Source organism: Bacteroidetes bacterium SB0662_bin_6, from assembly GCA_009839485.1.
In the GTDB taxonomy this organism is placed as follows: domain Bacteria; phylum Bacteroidota; class Rhodothermia; order Rhodothermales; family VXPQ01; genus VXPQ01.
This window is the reverse complement of sequence record VXPQ01000023.1, coordinates 1-17,380: the sequence shown is the minus strand read 5'-3', so window position 1 is coordinate 17,380 and position 17,380 is coordinate 1. Positions and strand designations below refer to the sequence as shown.

Below are 17,380 nucleotides of genomic sequence, written 5' to 3'. Positions count from 1 at the left end.
GTAGGCCGGATAGTTGCTTCATGAAGGTTTGTGCATGATCAGCGTCAAATGATTCTGGTCTGCTTCCCGCCGGTAGCGCATATCATCCGTCATGGTGCGCACCAGATGTATACCCAGACCGCCTATGGCGCGGTCGTCGATATCCGAATCCGTATCCGCCTCAGGGGCATCCGTTAGCGGATCGAAGGGTCGTCCGGCATCGATAATCTCAACGGTAAGGACATCGTCTTGAGGGTCCATCGTTATCTCGAAATCGGACACTCCCTCCATATGACAGTATTTTATACAATTCATTGCTACTTCTTCAATTACCAGATTGATTCGAAAGATGAAATCGTCCGGCCAATTATTCTGAACTGCAAGCTCGTCCACGGCCGCGAAGATACGCTCCAGTTCTGCGACTTCCGTTTTGATTTTAAGAGAGAGCATGAAGATGTCGGATGTCAGTTTTCGGGCCGGTGGATTGCCAGGCAGGTAATGTCATCCGATTGCGGCGCGTCGCCGACAAAAGCCTTTATTCCGTCAAAGATCGCCCGTGTAATTGCCTCAGGTTCTCCTGAGGAAGCCCCCTTGAGCATATCGAACAAGCGCTCTTCGCCCAACTCTTCCTTGTCCTCGTTCATGGCTTCCGTGACGCCGTCCGTATATAAAGTGAGCGTTTCGCCGGGCGCGAGCGTGATCGTGTTCTGCTCGTATTCCAGCTCCGGCATGACCCCGATAGCCACTCCGCCGGTCAGCGGGAGCATGGAGCAGCTTTTATCGGAATGAAGAACGACCGGGCTGTTATGCCCCGCGTTCGCATACGTAAATTCTCCGCTTTCGGGGTCATATATCCCGTACAGCAGGGTCACAAACATCATGGAATCGTTTTTCTCGCACAGCATATTATTTACTTCCCGCAGGGCATCGGAGGGCGCTGTGCTTCCAATAGCTGCACCTTTTAACAAGGTGCGGCTGGACATCATGAACAGGGCGGCCGGCACCCCTTTGTCCGACACATCGGCTATGGCGAGGCCGACCCGACCCCGTCCCAAAGGAATCACATCGAAAAAATCTCCACCGACATTGCGGGCGGGCTCCATGTCGCCGAAAATGCGGTAGTCGGGCTTGTTGGGGAATTCAGTAGGCAGAATTGCCCGCTGCATCTTTCTGGCGATATCGAGTTCGTTCTGCAGCGAAACCAGTTTATCACGCGAAGCGAGCGCTTCGCGCCAACGCGCCATGTGTTCCAGGGTCCGGTCAATGGTAATTCTGAGATCGTCGAAATCGACCGGTTTGGTGATGAAGTCGAAGGCGCCGCGGTTCATTGCCGTGCGAATGTTCTTCATGTCACCGTAGGCGGAAATAATCACGGAGCGAATATTCGGATCCAATTGCGCAATCTGGTCAAGCAGGGTCAGCCCATCCATTTGCGGCATATTGATGTCCGAGACCACCATATCAATATCTTCCTGCTCACGAAGCCGCTCCAATGCCTCTATACCATTGCCCGCAAAGACGAAAGTATACTTACCAGACCGGATGCTTCGCCGCATGCGTTGTAACATGAGCGGCTGCAAGTCCGGTTCGTCGTCCACGACGAGGATCTTGTACGGATTTTTGCTCATCCCCGGATATTTTTGTCATTCCCCGGCTTGGCCGGCACCATAAAAACCTTGCTCAATCAATGATCCCGATTATCCAAGTGCAGCCATCGCTTCATTTTGCGATTCGTGAATCGGGATGATTTTGTCGAAGCCGCTAATTGCAAAAATATCCTTGACCGAAGCGATGAGTGAACATGCCGCAAATGATATGTTTTCTCTCCGGAGCTGCTTGGCGAACATCAGAATTACACGGAGGCCGGCACTACTGATATACGAAAGGTGTTCGAAATCGAGGATCACCTTTTGCCCGCCCTCCTTGATCGCTTCTTTCAAGGCTTCCTGGAATTCGGGGGCGTTACTGCCATCGACACGCCCTTCGGTCACTATGACAAGGCTCCCGTTTTTGTTTTCGGTAGTTACTTGCATTGACTCTACCTCCGTGAGAGTAGTTGTTTCGCAGTTTGTTTTCTTGTTTCGCTACAAGTCGCGGCCATGTTTTTGGGCGCCAAACAGGAGCTTCCTTCGTTCATGCTCTTTCTTTTCAACCCGTAGTCCGTAGACATGGTTATACTCCTGTCAAGGCTGTACGGATCTGTCCGGATTATAATAGGTGCAATAAAGTAGTCCAAGGTCCTGTATCTCCAGTTGAGCAGCCGGGGAGGGGGTTCTTTCGCCAGAAATGCGTTGCCCCCTGTAGCATCCATTACCGAATATGAATCGTTCTGCGTCATTGTGATACAGACCCTGCCTGGACCCGAAAATCGGGGATTCACAGGACAGAATCCGGTGCAGTCTAATGTTTTTGATAGAGGAAGTCAAGGGGGAACGACAAGGATAAAAAGACGTAATTCCTCTTTTTGTGGGCGGTACCGGATTCGAACCAGTGACCTCCTGCTTGTAAGGCAGGCGCTCTAAACCAGCTGAGCTAACCGCCCGGTTCGCACCGGTACGACGCATGGTGACGCTGTCGCCACGCATGCCGAACCATCTGACCGAGCGGGAAACGGGATTCGAACCCGCGACCCTCAGCTTGGGAAGCTGATGCTCTACCCCTGAGCTACTCCCGCTGTACTCTTCCCCGGTACTCCGTCAGGAAAAAGGGGTTCCGAAGACGTTGCTTCACGAGATGCGAAAACATACCCGCAGGTATGTGCGTATAACTATGTTCTGTACCTGCGATAAAATAGTCGAGATGCGTTTTCGGATCACCGTATTATGAAACGTACTTATCAGCCAAGTAGACGCAAGCGCGCGAACAAGCACGGTTTCCGTGCCCGTATGAGCTCAAAAAACGGGCGCAGGGTGCTCAAGCGCCGGCGCGAGAAAGGCCGTAGCGTCCTTACCGTAAGCGACACGCGGTCCGGCAAATAGTCTGAGGTCGTGGTCGTGCCAGAGGATGGGAGCCTGCGCCCGTTTCAAAAATTGCCGCGCTCATTCCGCCTTAAGCGGAAGCGTCTGATTCGCCCCTTGTTTGACCGTAACCGGGAGGATGTCGGTACGGTGAGCAAAGGATGTATTCGGCTTGTGTACCGGATCGTGTCTCGTGCGCAACTCGAGGCAGATGCACCTGTCCAGATCGGATTTGCGCCCAGCCGCCATGCAAAAGCTGCAAGTCGCAACCGTATCAAGCGGTTGCTGCGCGAAACCTACCGGCTGCATCAGCAGGGAATACTGGATCGTTTTTCCGGTGCGGAACGTGCGTTGACGATGATGATCATTCATCGCGCCGGTCGACAGGACGATGCCCGGCCGGGCTTCCGGGTGCATGCCGATCTGCCGGAAGCGTTGCAAGAACTCTGCCGCCGTCTCGACGAATCTTCCATGCGTTCGGAACGTCACACCTGACTTCCCGTTTAGCGCGACGGCGTTTCGGCACGTTTGTGGATACGTTGCAAGCGCAAGCAATACCCGTCCATCCTGTAATACGAGCAAGGGGAACCTGATTTGGACCGCAATGTCGTCATCGCAACCGTACTGGTGGCGATTATCATGTTCGTCTGGCTCTGGGTGTTCGCCCCTCCCCAGCCGACTGTGCCTGCCGGCGATCCGGCAGTGCAGGAGGAGCTCGCCGAAGATTCGCAGGCCACGGAACGAACCACTACAGGGGGCGCCCCGCTTGCGCCCGGGTCCGGCGACGTACTGTCAGGCGAGGAGTTGTTAGCTACAGAGGCAGTTACCCGGGATACGTCGCTTGTCGCGGCGTTAGCGGGCGAAGCCCGTTTCATCACGGTCGATACCGATCTTTATAGAGCGGTTTTCTCGACGAAAGGCGCCACGTTGATCTCTTTTTCCCTGAAAGAATACAGGAAATTCGATCAGGAAACGCCCGTACAGATGGTGGACACCACCGGATCGGGGGCGCTGGGGATCGCCTTTACGACACCCCGTTCCCATCTTGTCGATACGCGCGCGCTGTATTTCGATACGTCCTACGAGGGCGATACCCTGCACGTGGGCGCCGAGCCGGCCATGTTACACTTCGAAACGGGTATTCAGGGCGGCGTATTGCGGCAGACCTACACATTTCATCCGGGCGAATACGAAATCGGCCTGCGTGTGGACCAGGAAAATGCGGCGGCCTTTTCTACAAGGGAGGGATACGAGTTGATATGGACAGGAGCTATTCCCTTCACGGAAAACGATACGAACGAGGAAGCCAAGGCGGCCGGGGCCTATGCGCGTAGCGGGGGCGAGGTCGAGAACGTATTGCTCAGGAAAGAGGACTTCGGAGAGCAACGCCTTTCCGGAAACGTGACATGGACCGCTATCAAGACCCGGTATTTCACTTCTGTCATGATTCCCTCTTCCGGCACCCGTGGCGCCGAACTCATCGGAGAGCAGACGGGGGAGCCGGGCAGCGAAGGCTTTCGACAGGACTACGACATGCGCCTGCTTATGGCGCAACCGGAGGATGGGCCGGACGAGTTCCGGCTGTACATCGGGCCGATGGAGTTTTACCGGATCAACGACTACGATCTCGGCCTTTACGACATGGTGGATTACGGCTGGGATTTTTTCGAGTGGATTACCCGGCCCCTGGCCCGGCTGGTTTTTATTCCTGCGTTCACGTTTCTGGCGAAGTTCATTCCCGGATACGGCTATGTCATCATTGTCTTCGCCATTCTGATCAAACTGGCCCTGTACCCGCTGACGAAGAGCTCCTACAAGAGCATGGCCCGGATGCGCGAGTTGCAACCGAAGATGGAGGTCATAAAGGAGAAGTACGGGGACAATCCCCGGAAGCAGCAGGAGGAAATGATGAAGATGTACAAGGAAACCGGCGTCAATCCGGTGGGCGGTTGTCTCCCTATGCTGTTGCAGTATCCCATCATTATCGCGCTGTGGCTTTTTCTTCCGCAGTCCATCCAGATCCGGCAGCAGGGATTTCTGTGGGCCAATGACCTGTCAGCTCCGGACGTTATTCTAAATCTCCCGTTCACCATTCCGTTTTACGGCGACTTCGTAGCCGGCTTCACGCTGCTCATGGGCATCTCGATGATCGTTCAGATGCGCATCCAGATGACCCCTTCCTCGAACCCCCAGATGAAGATCATCACCTATGTAATGCCGGTGATGATCTTCGCCATTTTCAATCGCTTTGCGTCCGGCCTGAGCCTGTACTACCTCGTGTATAATGTGGTGACTGCCGTGCAGCAAAAGGTTATCAACCGGCATATTGCCGATGCCAAGGAGGAAGAAAACGGCGAGCCTGCGCCGAAAGGCCGGGGTAAAAAGCAAGTGGACGGAAGAAAGAGAAGCCGTCAGGCTCTTGCCCGGACAGGGAAGGCAAAGGCAGGCAGGCGGAGACCCGGCGGCCCCCGTACGACCGGGAGGCGCAAGTAGTCGCCGAACGCGCCGCAAGCGATTTTTTCAACCGTATCGCTTCATGCGCCATGCAAGCTTCCAGCGATACCATTGCCGCCATCGCAACGGCCAGGGGGCGCGCTGCGCTGGGTATCGTGCGCATTTCCGGCCCGGAAGCCGTAGTGATCGCCGCGGCCTGCTTTGAGGGGGCGGATCTTCGGGGAGCCGCCTCGCATACGGCGCATGTGGGCTATGTGGCAAGCCGCGACGGGATACGCATCGATCAGGTAGTCGCTACGCTTTTTCGGGCCCCCCGTTCGGCGACCGGCGAAGATGTCGTGGAGTGCTCGTGCCATGGAGGCGATTTTGCGAGCCGGCTCGTTCTGAATCGGATGCTGGAAGAGGGCGCGCGCCTGGCCGCCCCCGGCGAATTTACCCAGCGGGCTTTTCTGAACGGGAAGATGGATCTGGCGCAGGCCGAGGCCGTGGCCGATCTGATCCACGCTTCGTCCTCTCTGGCGCACCGCGTGTCCGTTTCCCATCTTCAGGGCCGCTATTCCGAGGTGCTGGCGGATGTGCGGGCGGACCTGCTCGAACTCTGTGCGTTCCTCGAACTCGAACTGGATTTTTCCGAAGAGGATGTGGCGTTCGCCGATAGGGAACGCCTTGAAGCGCTTCTGGATGGGAGCGAAAAACTGCTGGACGAATTGCTCCGGTCCTGGCGGCTCGGGCGCCGGGTGCGCGATGGGGTGCGTGTCGTGATTGGCGGGCGGCCCAATGCAGGGAAATCCACCTTGTTGAATGCCTTGCTGGGAAACGACCGCGCTATAGTAAGCCCTGTCCCCGGCACCACGCGCGACGAAGTGGAAGGCGAGGCGGAAATCGACGGCTTGCTGTTCCGGTTCACGGATACGGCGGGTCTCCGGGACGCAGCCGACGCCATCGAGGCGGAAGGGGTGCTGCGCGCCGAGCGAGCCATAGAGCGGAGCGACGTGCTCGTGTATGTGTATGACGTCGCAGTGGGTATGGATGCAGGCGAGCGGGCTTTTATCGAGGCGATAGCGGAGCGGGGTGCTCCCCCGGTGCTTCTGGTGGCGAACAAGACGGATCTCCTGAGACAGGATAATGGGCCGATCAATGATGAGGGACAACCCGATGTCTTTGCCTTATCGGCAAAACGGGCATTTCGGGACGAAAAGGAGTTACAACCTCTGATAGCCTGCCTGCTCAAAACGGCGGGCGGTGATCTGAGCCTCTCCGAGGGCTCGCTCGTCGTGACGAACGAGCGGCATCGCAATCACCTGCGCAAGGCGCTCGATGCGGTGCGGGCGGCTCGCCGGAGCCTCGGCGCCGGAAGCACCGGCGAACTCCTGGCTTTGGATCTGCGGGTTGCCTTGCATGAGATCGGCGCCATCACCGGAGAGATCACGAACGAAGATGTGCTGGATCAGATTTTCTCCCGATTCTGCATAGGAAAGTAGGCGGCGGGAGCCATTGCCTGCCTCGTGTCGTTTCCATCCATGCACGAACCGGCGTTTCCGCGGGTACACAGGACGGGATATTATCGAAGACCGGAAGCATGCATCCTTTTGCGTACGATGTCATTGTGGTTGGCGGCGGGCACGCCGGGACCGAGGCGGCTGCGGCGGCCGCGCGTATGGGCGCTCGCACGTTGCTGGTTACTATGAACCTGCAAACCATCGGGCAGATGTCGTGCAATCCGGCCATCGGCGGCATCGGCAAAGGGCATATTGTCCGTGAAATCGATGCCCTTGGCGGCATTATGGGCAAGGTGACCGATCGCGCCGGCATACAGTTTCGGATGCTGAACCAGCGCAGAGGCCCCGCTGTGCAGGGGCCGCGCGCGCAGTGCGACCGGGTAGCTTATGCGGCGGCGGTTCGGGAGGAGCTGGAGGACATTCCCGGTCTGTTCATGCGGTCCGATATGGCTGTCGAGGTGTGTACGGAGCAGGGTCGGGTGACGGGCATACGTACGCAAATCGGGCAGGCGTTTCATGCTCCGACGGTCATTTTGACCAGCGGCACCTTCATGAACGGGATCATTCATATCGGGGAACGCCAATACGGGGGCGGACGCATGGGCGAGCGCGCTTCGACCGGATTGACCGCGTGCCTCGAAAAGCTCGGCTTCGAGAGCGGACGGTTGAAGACGGGTACCCCGCCGCGCATTGACGGGCGCACGATCGACTATGACCGGTTGGAGGAACAGCCGGGAGATCCGTCGGCTACCCCGTTTTCCTTTCTTACCGACCGGCTTCCGGAAGATCAGATAAGTTGCTGGATTGCCTATACGTCTCCCGAGGTGCATGACGCGCTGCGGGAAGGATTCGACCGGAGTCCCATGTTCGCCGGACGGATCGAGGGCGCCGGTCCCCGGTATTGCCCGTCGATCGAGGACAAGATCGACCGGTTTGCCGGAAAGGACCGCCACCAGCTGTTTCTGGAGCCGGAAGGCCGCAACACCTATGAGGTGTATGTGAACGGCTTCTCGACCAGCCTTCCGGAAGAGGTGCAGTTCGCGGCGCTGCGCAACGTGGTCGGTCTCGAACAGGTGCACATGCTGCGTCCCGGCTACGCGATCGAATACGATTATTTTCCTCCGTATCAGATACGGTACAGCCTGGAGACGAAGCGGGTCCGTGGACTGTTTTTCGCCGGGCAGATCAATGGCACGACGGGCTACGAGGAGGCTGGCGCACAGGGGCTCATGGCCGGGATCAATGCGGTGCGGTACTTGCAGCGCGAAGACCCGGTCGTCCTGAAACGGTCGGAGGCCTACATTGGCGTGCTCATCGATGATCTGGTGGCCAAGGGCACGGACGAACCCTACCGCATGTTCACTTCGCGGGCCGAACACCGGTTGCTGCTCAGGCAGGACAATGCCGATCAACGCCTGACGGCGCTGGGTCATACGCTGGGTCTCGCGACGGATGCCCGCTACGAACGGATGCGGGCCCGACAGCATGCCATCGAGGCCACACGGGCGGCTGTCGAGGCGGTAACCGTATCACCTGACGCAGTGAATGCCTACCTGGAGCAGGTGGGCACGGACCCTCTCCGGCGGCCCGAACGCCTTGTGCAACTGGCGAAGCGTCCCCAGGTCTCGCTCGACGACCTGCTGGATCATATAGGCCGCAAGGAGGAACTGGTCACGCCGGCGCCGGGACCGGAATCTGCAGCACGACAGATCGAGATAGATCTGCGGTATGAGGGATACCTCGATCGCGAACGTGACCTGGTGCGGAAGATGGAAGAAATGGAATCGCTTCGCCTGCCGGAGAATTTCGATTACGAGGCTATCGAGCATATCACGCTGGAAGCGCGGGAAAAATTGTCGAAAATCCGCCCGGACAATCTGGGGCAGGCGTCGCGCATCAGCGGGGTCAGCCCGGCGGATGTGTCGGTGCTCCTGGTGATGCTGCGGAAGCGCCCGGTAAGGAAGCCGTCTCCTTCGCCCGTGGCTACCTGAGGGTCCTGGCATGCCTTGGGATCCTTTTCGGGCACTGAGCGACGAGCAGCGGCGTCTCCTGAACGCTTACCAGGCGATGCTCCTCGATTTCAACCGGCGCATCAATCTTGTTTCGCGCGACGCGGATGCGGAAGCGGTCCGGATGCATTGTCTGCACTGCCTGTTTCTGACGCACCGGCGCTTTCTTCCGGGGGCGGTGGTGGTCGATTGGGGTACCGGAGGAGGACTTCCCGCTGTTCCTCTTGCGATCGCGTGCCCGGATATTCAGGTCGTTGCCGTGGACAAGGTCGGGAAGAAGGTACAGACCCTGCGCGCTATGATCCGGCGGCTCGGGCTCGCGAACATCAGGGTCTGGCACGGCCCCGCAGAAGCGCTCGCCGAAGACACGCATGCCGAATGCACCTATTCGGTGTCGCGCGCTACGGCGCCGCTCAGGGATTTATGGGGATGGCATGACCGGATTGCGCGGCCTTTCGCCGACCCCATGGCTGCGGACACATGGCGGCCCGGCGTAATTTGCCTCAAGGGGGGCGATCTCACGGATGAAATAGCGTCCATCGCCGGCGAGGCGGATATCGAGCGGATCGAGCTTGCGGATATGGACCCGCGCCCCTGGTTCCGTGACAAGGCGATGCTGGCCTGCACGGCCCGCACCTGAACCGGTTTGCCAAGCGCTTATGCCGCTGTTTTCGCCGGTTCGGGCTGCAGGCGGTGCAGAATATTTTGGGCGTCGGAAAGCCTCGGGACCTCCTGTACAATCGCCCGCAGCGTCCGGCTTTTCGTTTCCTTCAATACATACCTCCGGTCCAATCCGCTCAGCCGCTCGAGAAAACCGTAGAACAGTTGCTCATGGAAATACGGATCGCCTTCCGGGGACGGCATGTATAGAAAAAGCCGCTTGTTCTTGAAAAGCACTCTGGGCAGGCGCAGCGTCTGGCCAAGGAATTTCATTTCGGCCGCAGCAAACAGGTGATTCACCTCGGCGGGGAGGGCGCCGAAACGATCCTGCATCTCGTCGCGGATGGTTGCCAGCGCCCGGGCGTCCACGGCTTCACTGATGCGGCGGTAGATGTTCAGGCGTTCTACGTTGTTCGAGATGTAGCGCTCCGGGATGAAGGCGTCTTCTTCGATATCCACCGTGGTTTCGGGGACGCCCGGCGCCGTTTCCTCGTCCAGTACGTCCGGGAATTCTTCTTCCCGGAGTTCCAGCACGGCCTCCTCGAGAATCTTGTGGTAGGTTTCGAAGCCTACCTCCTCGATAAAACCGCTTTGCTCGCCCCCAAGGAGATTTCCGGCTCCCCGGATGTCCAGGTCGCGCATGGCCAGATGGAAGCCGCTTCCCAGATCGGAAAACTCTTCGACGGCTTGCAGTCTGCGCCGCGCCTCGCGCGTAAGCCCGTGGATGGACGAAACGAGCAGGTAGCAGAAAGCCTTCCGGTCCGACCGCCCGACCCGTCCCCGTAGCTGATGCAATTCGGCGAGTCCGAACCGATCGGCCCGGTTGACGATGATGGTATTGGCATTAGGTATATCGAGGCCGTTCTCGATGATACTGGTGCTCACGAGTACGTCGAAACGCCCTGCGATAAAGTCTGTCATGACCCGTTCCAGTTCGCTCGATTTCATCTGCCCGTGGGCTGTCCGCATGCGTACATCGGGTACGATGAGGCGCAGGCTGTCGGCCATTTCGTCCATATTGCAGATGTTGTTGTGCAGGAAGAATACCTGCCCGCCCCGGCTGATTTCATACAGGATTGCATCCCGGATGAGATTCTTGTCGAAGGTGTGAATCTCGGTGTTGACAGGGCGCCGGTTCGGCGGCGGCGTGGTGACGAGCGACAAGTCGCGGGCGCCCAGCAGCGAGAACTGGAGGGTTCGGGGGATCGGGGTGGCCGTAAGGGTAAGCGTGTCCACTTCGGCGCGCAACTTCCGCAGGCGCTCCTTGACGGCTACCCCGAAGCGCTGTTCCTCGTCGATAATGAGCAGCCCCAGGTCCTTGAACCGGATATCCTGCGATGTCAGGCGATGGGTGCCCACCACGATGTCGACGGCTCCTTCCTCGATCTTCTTGGCGATCTGCTTTTGCACGGCGCCGGAACGGAAACGCGACATCATTTCCACTTTAACCGGGTACTTGTTCAGCCTTTTCGAGAAGGTTTCGAAATGTTGTGCGGCAAGGATCGTCGTGGGCACAAGCACGGCCACCTGCTTGCCGTCCTGCGCTGCCTTGAAAGCTGCCCGGACAGCGACTTCCGTTTTGCCGAACCCGACATCTCCGCAGATGAGCCGGTCCATAGGCACCGGAGCTTCCATATCGCCTTTGACGGAATTCGTTGCGGTGGTCTGATCGGGCGTGTCTTCGTACCGGAATGAGGCTTCCATTTCCCGTTGCCAGACCGTATCCGGGGAAAAAGCGACCCCGGCGGATTGCTTCCGCTTTGCGTAGAGCGCGATCAGGTCGCGCGCCATGTCCTTGACCTTGCACTTGGTGCGGGATTTCGTGCGTTCCCACTGCCCGGAACCGAGTTTGGTGAGCGCAGGCGGACGGCCGTCCTTGCCCGAGTATTTATGGAGTTTGTGCAGTGCGTTGACATTGACATACAGGACATCTTCGTCCCGGAAAAGCACTTTCACGGATTCCTGCTGTTTCTCGCGTACGGTAATGCGGTGGAGCCCGGCGAACCGACCGATGCCGTAATCCACATGCACCACGAAATCGCCGGGCGAGAGATTCTTGAGCGCTTGCAGACTAAGGCCGCCGTAGCGTTTTTTCTGGCCGCGCACGGAGGGGCGGTGATACCGGTTGAATATCTGGTGATCCGTGTAGACGGCGAGGCCGAGCGAAGGGATTTCGAATCCTTCGTGCAGCGATTCGATGGAGATGCGGACGCTTTGCTGCGCGGTCTCGTCGTCGAGCAATTCGGACAGGCGGACCTCCTGTCCCCGGCTGTCGCAAAGGATGAATGTGCGGGCGCCCTGTTCGGCATTGGCCAGAATACGGCTGCGCAGAAGGCCGATGTTTCCATTGAAATCCGGTTGCGGCGATGCCTCGAATTGGAGCGTTTCTTCCCCGGCGCCGGAGAACGAACCGAGCAGCACCCGATTGTACCGGAGCAGGGATTTCTCGAAGAGTTCAGCGGAGAGATACCGCGTGGCGGGGGCGGGCGCCTCGTTGTCTTCGTCCAGTGTATGATGCCAGGCTTTTGCAGCGGCATCGAACTGTTCGGCGGCCTTCTCTACAAGTCCTTCTTCGTCCGTTGTGATGAGGAGGGTTCGTTCGGGGAATTGTTCGAAGATAGGGGCGTGCGCGCTGTTGCCGGAAAGGTCGTTTCCCATATTCGGGACGAGGCGGGCCACGGTCAGGCGGCTGACGGATCGTTGCGACCGGGGATCGAATTCCCGCAGGGATTCTATCTCGTCGCCGAAGAATTCAGCCCGCACGGGCCAAGAGCCGGTAAATGGATAGATGTCGAGGATGCCGCCCCGCAGCGCCATTTCTCCGGGCCGTTCCACGAACTCGACATGTTCGAAACCCAGCTCCACAAGGCGGTTTGCAAGGTCTTCGGGGGGAAATACGGCCCCCGAGGCGATGGAAATCGTCCGGTTTCGGACCGTTTCCGTCGCCGGGGCCATTTCCACGAGCGCCTCGACGCTGGTTACCACGAGGCCGCGGAATCCTTCGGCTATCTGCTGGAGCACATCGCCCCGGGCAATGAGCGGGGCCGGATCGTCCAGTTGTTCGGTGTCGTAGGGTTTGTGTCCGGTGGCCGGCAGCCGCACGACGCCCTGGTCTTCCTCGACGAGCTGGGCGATGTCTCCGAAGGCCCAGGCCGCTATTTCTTCGTCCGGCGCCACATAGACGCAGAGGCTTTGCGACGCCTTGGCGGTTTCGTGGAGTTGTCCGAGCAGGAAAGACGAGACGGATCCTGCCAGTCCTTTCACCTGGAGGGTGGACGGCGCTTGGGGATCCATCCGCTTGCACCATGCGCACACCTTGCGGAAGGTGTCCGTGGAGGCCAGTTGCCTGCGGATCGAAGCAAGAGCCACGGGTCGAACGGATTTTGTGGAGAAAAGACGCAGAGCCGCTGCCGCATGGGAGCGCTTGCGCACCCGGCGCGACGGAAAACGACGAAACGGGCCGGGAGGTTCACAAGGGCGGAAAAATCCATGCAGCCATCCGTATCCATAAATACCTGCAGTGTGTAAAAAAGTATTAGAAATGGAGTAGAAAAGTATTAGAAATGGAGTAGAAATTACTCAAAACGACGATTTCGGGGGTTTAAGGGGCGCCGTATTGGCGGCGGTTGAGACGGGGAAGCACGGAATTGGGGAAGCCCCACACGGATTTAGTCATTGGGCTTGATGAGACTAAAAGTTGCAGCGTGGTGCCTCACCGCTCTCGGTGCTCGGGCGGTTTTACTCACGGACTGCCAAGGCTCCTGGACCTGCCGGAACCCGTCGGGACTGAAACACCCCTGTCCGCCCTTGCCCACACTTCTGCGAGCACGGCGTAGGTCTCACGCGCCGCGACCTCGTCGCCCAGAGCCATGGCGGCGCCGGCCAGGCCCAGCAGCGATTGGGTGCGTTTCGGAGTACGGGCGAGCTGCTCCTCCCAGGCGGCCCGCGCTTCGGAGTGGCGGCCAAGCGCGGCCAGCTCGGTCGCGAGGAGTTCGTGGGGCGGCATGAGTGTCGCCGGGGGGCCGAACTCGTACGGCAGAGATTCTTCGAGCCGGGCTGCCTCTTCCAGCACCGCGATCCCGGCGTCCGCGTCGCCCGTGGCTAAAGCGATCAACCCGTCCAGCTCGTGGAGAAGGATGCCCCGTCGCGGGTCGCGCTCGTCGTTGGGCGTACCGTAGCGGGACCGGAGCTGCACGGCGCCGTCCAGGTCGCCGGTCCGGAGCGCGGCAAGCGCGTCGACGAAGTCGTACGGCAGCGCCAGATTCGGGAACGCCTCCAGGTCGGCGGTCAACTCTCCCGCCCCCGCCCAGTCCCCCGCGTCGATCACCGCGCGGGCCCGCATGTTCACGAAGTGGTCCGCCTCTCCCCGGCTCGGGTCGTCGGCCATGCGTTCCCGGCACGCCTCCATCACGGCGGCCGCGTCCTTCAACCGTCCCAGCTGCAGGTGACCGTAGTGCAGCCACGACGTATAATGCCCGCACACGTTCGTCCGCCGCCCCTTCCGCTCCAGCCCCGCGTTCTGTACGTCCCGGGCGCGCACGTTCGCGATCACCACATCGTCCCAGAGCCCCATGGCCACGAAGATGTGCGAGGTCATGTGCTGCGCGTGGGAGGCGTCCGGCGCGATCTCCGAGTAGGCGCGCGCCGCGGGGAGTCCGAGCGGCGCGTGGATGGGATCGTCGAAGGCGTGGATGATGTAGTGGGCGGCGCCGGGGTGCATCGGGTTGGCCTCGAAGACGGGTTGCGCGACGGCGGCGGCCTTCATGTAGATCGCGAAATCGCGGCCGTCGTGCGCGGTGCCGAGGAGCGAGAGGGCGTAGAGGGCCGCGGCGTCGTGGTCGTCGGGGTACTTCTCGGAGAGGCGGCGCATGGCGTCCCGGTAGAGGAAGTCGCGCTTCTGCTTGGGGCCGTCTCCGTAGAGGACCTCGACGGTCTCGAACCAGTCCCGTTCGCGCTCGGTCGGAACCCGTGCGAGGCGCTCGGCGGTGGTGGGAGCGTACTTCGCCAGGATGGCCAGCGCCGCGTCGCGGTCCTGCTGCATCCAGATCGGGTGATTGTGGGTCTGGGCCTCGCCCCAATACGCCATTGCGAAGCCCGGATCGATCTCGCGGGCTCTCCGGAATTGGGTTGCGGCGTCCTCGTACTCGAAGTTGTGGAGCAACAGGAGACCAGCCTCGAAGTACGGCTGCGCTTCGGCGGCTCCCGAGGTCGGGAAGGTGACCGATCCGAAGTTCTGGGCGGCGCTCCTCACGGGGTTGAGCATGAGAAGCGCTACCACCGTGATGAGCGCCGGGATCGTGGCCGCCGGGAACCGCCTTTGTTTTTTCATCTTCAGCTTTCCTTGCTGTTCGTTTGAGGCCAACTTAAGGCATATCCCAATGTTCCCCCAGTCACATCCCGCCGCCAGTCGAGACCGCCCCATCCCGATGCGCTTTTTCGATACCGCTTTTGGCGGACTATATCCGGTGCCGGATGAATGGCACGGGGACATGGAACGCTTGAGGATATCCGGCGGTACCCCTGTTTCACGAAATCTTTTCCTCGTAAAACACACCAACCCATGAAGCGATCGGCTGTACGCATTGCCATCCTGACGATTATGCTCGCTATGTTGCCCTCCGTGGCGCAAGGGCAAATATGGGAAGGGACGACAGGCGGTTCAATAAACGATCATGATCAACGGGAAGAAGCCCAGAGGAAAAAGCTAAGAGCGACCCGTCCGGGGACATTCGCTGCCCTGGCGCGGGCGGCCCGTAACGATTCCCGGAATGCAGCGGAATATGACGCATTGGCGGTGCAGGCGCGGGCGTTGGCGTCGGAGGCGTTACAACGCGCGGAAAAAGCGCGAAGATTGGCGGTGGAGGCATTCTATATGGCACGGATTGAAACCCCGGACAAGTGGTGGGAGATTGTGGAGGCACAAGAACGCACAGCGGAAAAATGGGAGCAGGAAGCAGCGCTATGGAAACAGGAGGCGAAGGTATGGGGTCAGGCTGCAGAGGGCGGCGCCATGATTCATGGCGTGTTGCGCCTCTGTCCGCTTGCGAGTCCGCCTGGATTTGACCGGAATCCAAACTGGTCGGAGTCATGCAGGGAGGTGGCGATACGGTAGAATCGGAAGGCGTGTATAGCAGCGCCAGGGGGATTATACAGGACAAGCTCCTGATTAAATCATAATTTCCTGAAAAATAACGACTTATTGAAAAATATCGGAGCATAACATCCACCCCGGCAAGTGAAGACATCGAAGAATGTAAATCCAGGATCGCCGCGTTCCGGAAAAAGCACGCTGGAGGAGCGCTTTTTCCTGAGCGGACCGGGCAGGCGGCTGGCCGAACTGATCCGGGCCGTGCGCATCTTCTTCGAATTCCTCCGGGGCTTTCGCAAGCTGCATTTTGTCGGGCCTTGCGTGACGGTTTTCGGTTCGGCCCGCTTCCCCGAAGATCACGTCTACTACCAGTTGGCCCGACAGGTAGGTGGCGAACTGGCCGCCGCAGGGTTCACCGTGATGACCGGAGGAGGCCCCGGTATTATGGAGGCCGCCAACCGCGGAGCCCAGGAGGCAGGCGGACGCAGTATCGGCTGCAATATCGAGCTTCCCGAAGAGCAGGACCCCAACCCGTATCTGGACCAGTGGGTGGAGTTCAACCACTTCTTTGTCCGCAAGGTGATGCTGGTCAAATACTCCTATGCATTCGTGGTGCTGCCGGGTGGTTTCGGCACCCTGGATGAGATATTTGAAACGCTTACCCTGGTGCAGACGGGGAAGATACTGGATTTGCCGGTCGTTGTGATGGGTGCCGAGTACTGGTCGGAAATGATCGACTTCGTTTCCCATACCATGGTTCGCGAGGGGACAATCAGTCCGGAGGACGCTGATCGGTGGGTGATTACCGATTCCCCTGAGGAAGCCGTCTCCAGCATCGTCAAAGCGGCCAACGCGCGATTCCACCTCAATCTGAAACCCCAGTGGATTCTGGGCGAATCCGGGCGGCTTCCTCGACGCGAAGCCCCTCGTTAACGATGCGGCAAACCAGAATCTCTCGACCCTTCGGCGTCAATCGGGCATTTTTGTGTATCTTCATTTGGATCTCTCCCTGGTTTTCGGTGCGGCTGTCCATGATAAATTCGGACGTCAGGATCTAATGAACAACCTGTTGAGAGATCACAGCTGGTAGGCATCGGACTCAAACTCTTGCTGCAGCCCACCGACACGCAGGTGCTTCTCCAGACCCGCTCCGACCCGCACCAATGAATTCCAACCGAAGCAACCACGCCGAACCCCGTGGACCGATCGCCTACATGGCGGGCAACGGCGTCGCGGCCAACCTGCTGATGTTCGGCATCCTCGCGGTGGGTCTCGTGTCGCTGACCGGTCTCGAGCAGGAAGCGTGGCCCACGGTGCCCTTCAACCAGTTCGAGATCTCGGTGCCGTTCCCCGGCGCAACGCCCGAGGAGGTGGAAGAGGCCATCGTCGTCAAGATCGAGGATGAGGTCCGGGGACTGGCGGACGTGAAGACGGTCAGGTCCGTAGCGGCCCCGGGGATGGCGTCCGTCAGGGTTGAAGTCAACTCGGGTACGGAGATGGGCGCCAAGAAGGACGAAATCGAGTCGGCGGTGGGGCGGATTCAGACGTTCCCGGGCGGCGCCGAGCGGCCCCAGATCCGGGAGATGACGAACGCGCAAAGCATGATGCGTCTCGTCCTCTACGGCGACGTTCCCGAGCGTTCGCTGAAGGAGCTCGCCTACCGGATCGAGGACGATCTTGCAGCGCTCCCGAACGTGTCCCTGGTCGAGACCAGCGGGGTGCGCAACTACGAGA

Annotated in this window: 15 protein-coding genes and 2 tRNA genes; 9 read left to right on the top strand and 8 right to left on the bottom strand. The window is 59.5% G+C overall.

The window, feature by feature from the left end:
* Window positions 1-18: 18 nt before the first annotated feature.
* The 5 genes from F4Y00_03435 to F4Y00_03415 all read right to left on the bottom strand — a co-directional run bounded on the left by F4Y00_03435 (window position 19) and on the right by F4Y00_03415 (window position 2,653).
* Window positions 19-429 (bottom strand): ATP-binding protein, encoded by a 411-nt coding sequence (locus F4Y00_03435; protein MYE04011.1) that lies wholly within the window; start codon window positions 427-429, stop codon window positions 19-21.
* A gap of 14 nt (window positions 430-443) precedes the next feature.
* Window positions 444-1,607: a SpoIIE family protein phosphatase gene (locus tag F4Y00_03430; GenBank protein ID MYE04010.1), complete on the bottom strand. Its 1,164-nt coding sequence runs from the start codon at window positions 1,605-1,607 to the stop codon at window positions 444-446.
* A gap of 69 nt (window positions 1,608-1,676) precedes the next feature.
* On the bottom strand, window positions 1,677-2,012 hold the full coding sequence (locus F4Y00_03425; protein MYE04009.1) for an STAS domain-containing protein: 336 nt from the start codon (window positions 2,010-2,012) through the stop codon (window positions 1,677-1,679).
* Between the two features lie 434 nt (window positions 2,013-2,446).
* Window positions 2,447-2,521 (bottom strand) — tRNA-Val (locus F4Y00_03420).
* A gap of 60 nt (window positions 2,522-2,581) precedes the next feature.
* Window positions 2,582-2,653: transfer RNA gene (locus tag F4Y00_03415), tRNA-Gly, on the bottom strand.
* Between the two features lie 148 nt (window positions 2,654-2,801).
* Here F4Y00_03415 and F4Y00_03410 point away from each other — a divergent pair.
* The 6 genes from F4Y00_03410 to F4Y00_03385 all read left to right on the top strand — a co-directional run bounded on the left by F4Y00_03410 (window position 2,802) and on the right by F4Y00_03385 (window position 9,538).
* Window positions 2,802-2,957, top strand: a complete 156-nt coding sequence (locus F4Y00_03410; GenBank protein ID MYE04008.1) for a 50S ribosomal protein L34 — start codon at window positions 2,802-2,804, stop codon at window positions 2,955-2,957.
* A 9-nt stretch (window positions 2,958-2,966) separates the two neighbouring features.
* Window positions 2,967-3,431, top strand: a complete 465-nt coding sequence (locus F4Y00_03405) for a ribonuclease P (GenBank protein ID MYE04007.1) — start codon at window positions 2,967-2,969, stop codon at window positions 3,429-3,431.
* Window positions 3,432-3,530: 99 nt separating this feature from the next.
* On the top strand, window positions 3,531-5,429 hold the full coding sequence (yidC, locus tag F4Y00_03400; protein ID MYE04006.1) for a membrane protein insertase YidC: 1,899 nt from the start codon (window positions 3,531-3,533) through the stop codon (window positions 5,427-5,429).
* Window positions 5,430-5,479: 50 nt separating this feature from the next.
* Window positions 5,480-6,871, top strand: a complete 1,392-nt coding sequence (gene mnmE, locus F4Y00_03395) for a tRNA uridine-5-carboxymethylaminomethyl(34) synthesis GTPase MnmE (protein ID MYE04005.1) — start codon at window positions 5,480-5,482, stop codon at window positions 6,869-6,871.
* A gap of 98 nt (window positions 6,872-6,969) precedes the next feature.
* Window positions 6,970-8,880 (top strand): tRNA uridine-5-carboxymethylaminomethyl(34) synthesis enzyme MnmG, encoded by a 1,911-nt coding sequence (mnmG, locus tag F4Y00_03390; GenBank protein ID MYE04004.1) that lies wholly within the window; start codon window positions 6,970-6,972, stop codon window positions 8,878-8,880.
* Window positions 8,881-8,890: 10 nt separating this feature from the next.
* Window positions 8,891-9,538 (top strand): 16S rRNA (guanine(527)-N(7))-methyltransferase RsmG, encoded by a 648-nt coding sequence (locus F4Y00_03385; GenBank protein MYE04003.1) that lies wholly within the window; start codon window positions 8,891-8,893, stop codon window positions 9,536-9,538.
* Window positions 9,539-9,555: 17 nt separating this feature from the next.
* On the opposite strand, the gene mfd is transcribed toward F4Y00_03385, so the two are convergent.
* Both mfd and F4Y00_03375 read right to left on the bottom strand, forming a co-directional pair.
* Window positions 9,556-12,852 carry a transcription-repair coupling factor gene (gene mfd / locus F4Y00_03380; GenBank protein MYE04002.1) on the bottom strand — a complete coding sequence of 1,099 codons (3,297 nt, stop codon included), beginning with the start codon at window positions 12,850-12,852 and terminating at the stop codon, window positions 9,556-9,558.
* 448 nt (window positions 12,853-13,300) lie between these two features.
* Window positions 13,301-14,920, bottom strand: a complete 1,620-nt coding sequence (locus F4Y00_03375) for a hypothetical protein (GenBank protein MYE04001.1) — start codon at window positions 14,918-14,920, stop codon at window positions 13,301-13,303.
* 198 nt (window positions 14,921-15,118) lie between these two features.
* Here F4Y00_03375 and F4Y00_03370 point away from each other — a divergent pair, with 198 nt between their 5' ends.
* Window positions 15,119-15,670: a hypothetical protein gene (locus F4Y00_03370; protein ID MYE04000.1), complete on the top strand. Its 552-nt coding sequence runs from the start codon at window positions 15,119-15,121 to the stop codon at window positions 15,668-15,670.
* Window positions 15,671-15,793: 123 nt separating this feature from the next.
* A complete protein-coding gene (locus F4Y00_03365) occupies window positions 15,794-16,579 on the top strand; it encodes a TIGR00730 family Rossman fold protein (protein MYE03999.1) in 786 nt (261 codons plus the stop codon).
* On the opposite strand, the gene F4Y00_03360 is transcribed toward F4Y00_03365, so the two are convergent.
* On the bottom strand, window positions 16,512-16,679 hold the full coding sequence (locus F4Y00_03360; GenBank protein MYE03998.1) for a hypothetical protein: 168 nt from the start codon (window positions 16,677-16,679) through the stop codon (window positions 16,512-16,514). The genes F4Y00_03365 and F4Y00_03360 overlap by 68 nt on opposite strands.
* Window positions 16,680-16,809: 130 nt before the next feature.
* Between F4Y00_03360 and F4Y00_03355 the strand changes: the two genes are divergently transcribed.
* Window positions 16,810-17,380 (top strand): efflux RND transporter permease subunit (locus tag F4Y00_03355; protein ID MYE03997.1); only part of this gene is annotated, 571 nt, incomplete at its 3' end.

Excerpts from the sequence above, each read along its gene's own strand:
- F4Y00_03435 (MYE04011.1), bottom strand. The coding sequence starts at position 429 with ATGCTCTCTCTTAAAATCAAAACGGAAGTCGCAGAACTGGAGCGTATC.
- F4Y00_03430 (MYE04010.1), bottom strand. The coding sequence starts at position 1,607 with ATGAGCAAAAATCCGTACAAGATCCTCGTCGTGGACGACGAACCGGAC.
- F4Y00_03425 (MYE04009.1), bottom strand. The coding sequence starts at position 2,012 with ATGCAAGTAACTACCGAAAACAAAAACGGGAGCCTTGTCATAGTGACC.
- F4Y00_03410 (MYE04008.1), top strand. The coding sequence starts at position 2,802 with ATGAAACGTACTTATCAGCCAAGTAGACGCAAGCGCGCGAACAAGCAC.
- mnmE (MYE04005.1), top strand. The coding sequence starts at position 5,480 with ATGCAAGCTTCCAGCGATACCATTGCCGCCATCGCAACGGCCAGGGGG.
- mnmG (MYE04004.1), top strand. The coding sequence starts at position 6,970 with ATGCATCCTTTTGCGTACGATGTCATTGTGGTTGGCGGCGGGCACGCC.
- F4Y00_03385 (MYE04003.1), top strand. The coding sequence starts at position 8,891 with ATGCCTTGGGATCCTTTTCGGGCACTGAGCGACGAGCAGCGGCGTCTC.
- mfd (MYE04002.1), bottom strand. The coding sequence starts at position 12,852 with ATGGATCCCCAAGCGCCGTCCACCCTCCAGGTGAAAGGACTGGCAGGA.
- F4Y00_03370 (MYE04000.1), top strand. The coding sequence starts at position 15,119 with ATGAAGCGATCGGCTGTACGCATTGCCATCCTGACGATTATGCTCGCT.
- F4Y00_03360 (MYE03998.1), bottom strand. The coding sequence starts at position 16,679 with ATGGACAGCCGCACCGAAAACCAGGGAGAGATCCAAATGAAGATACAC.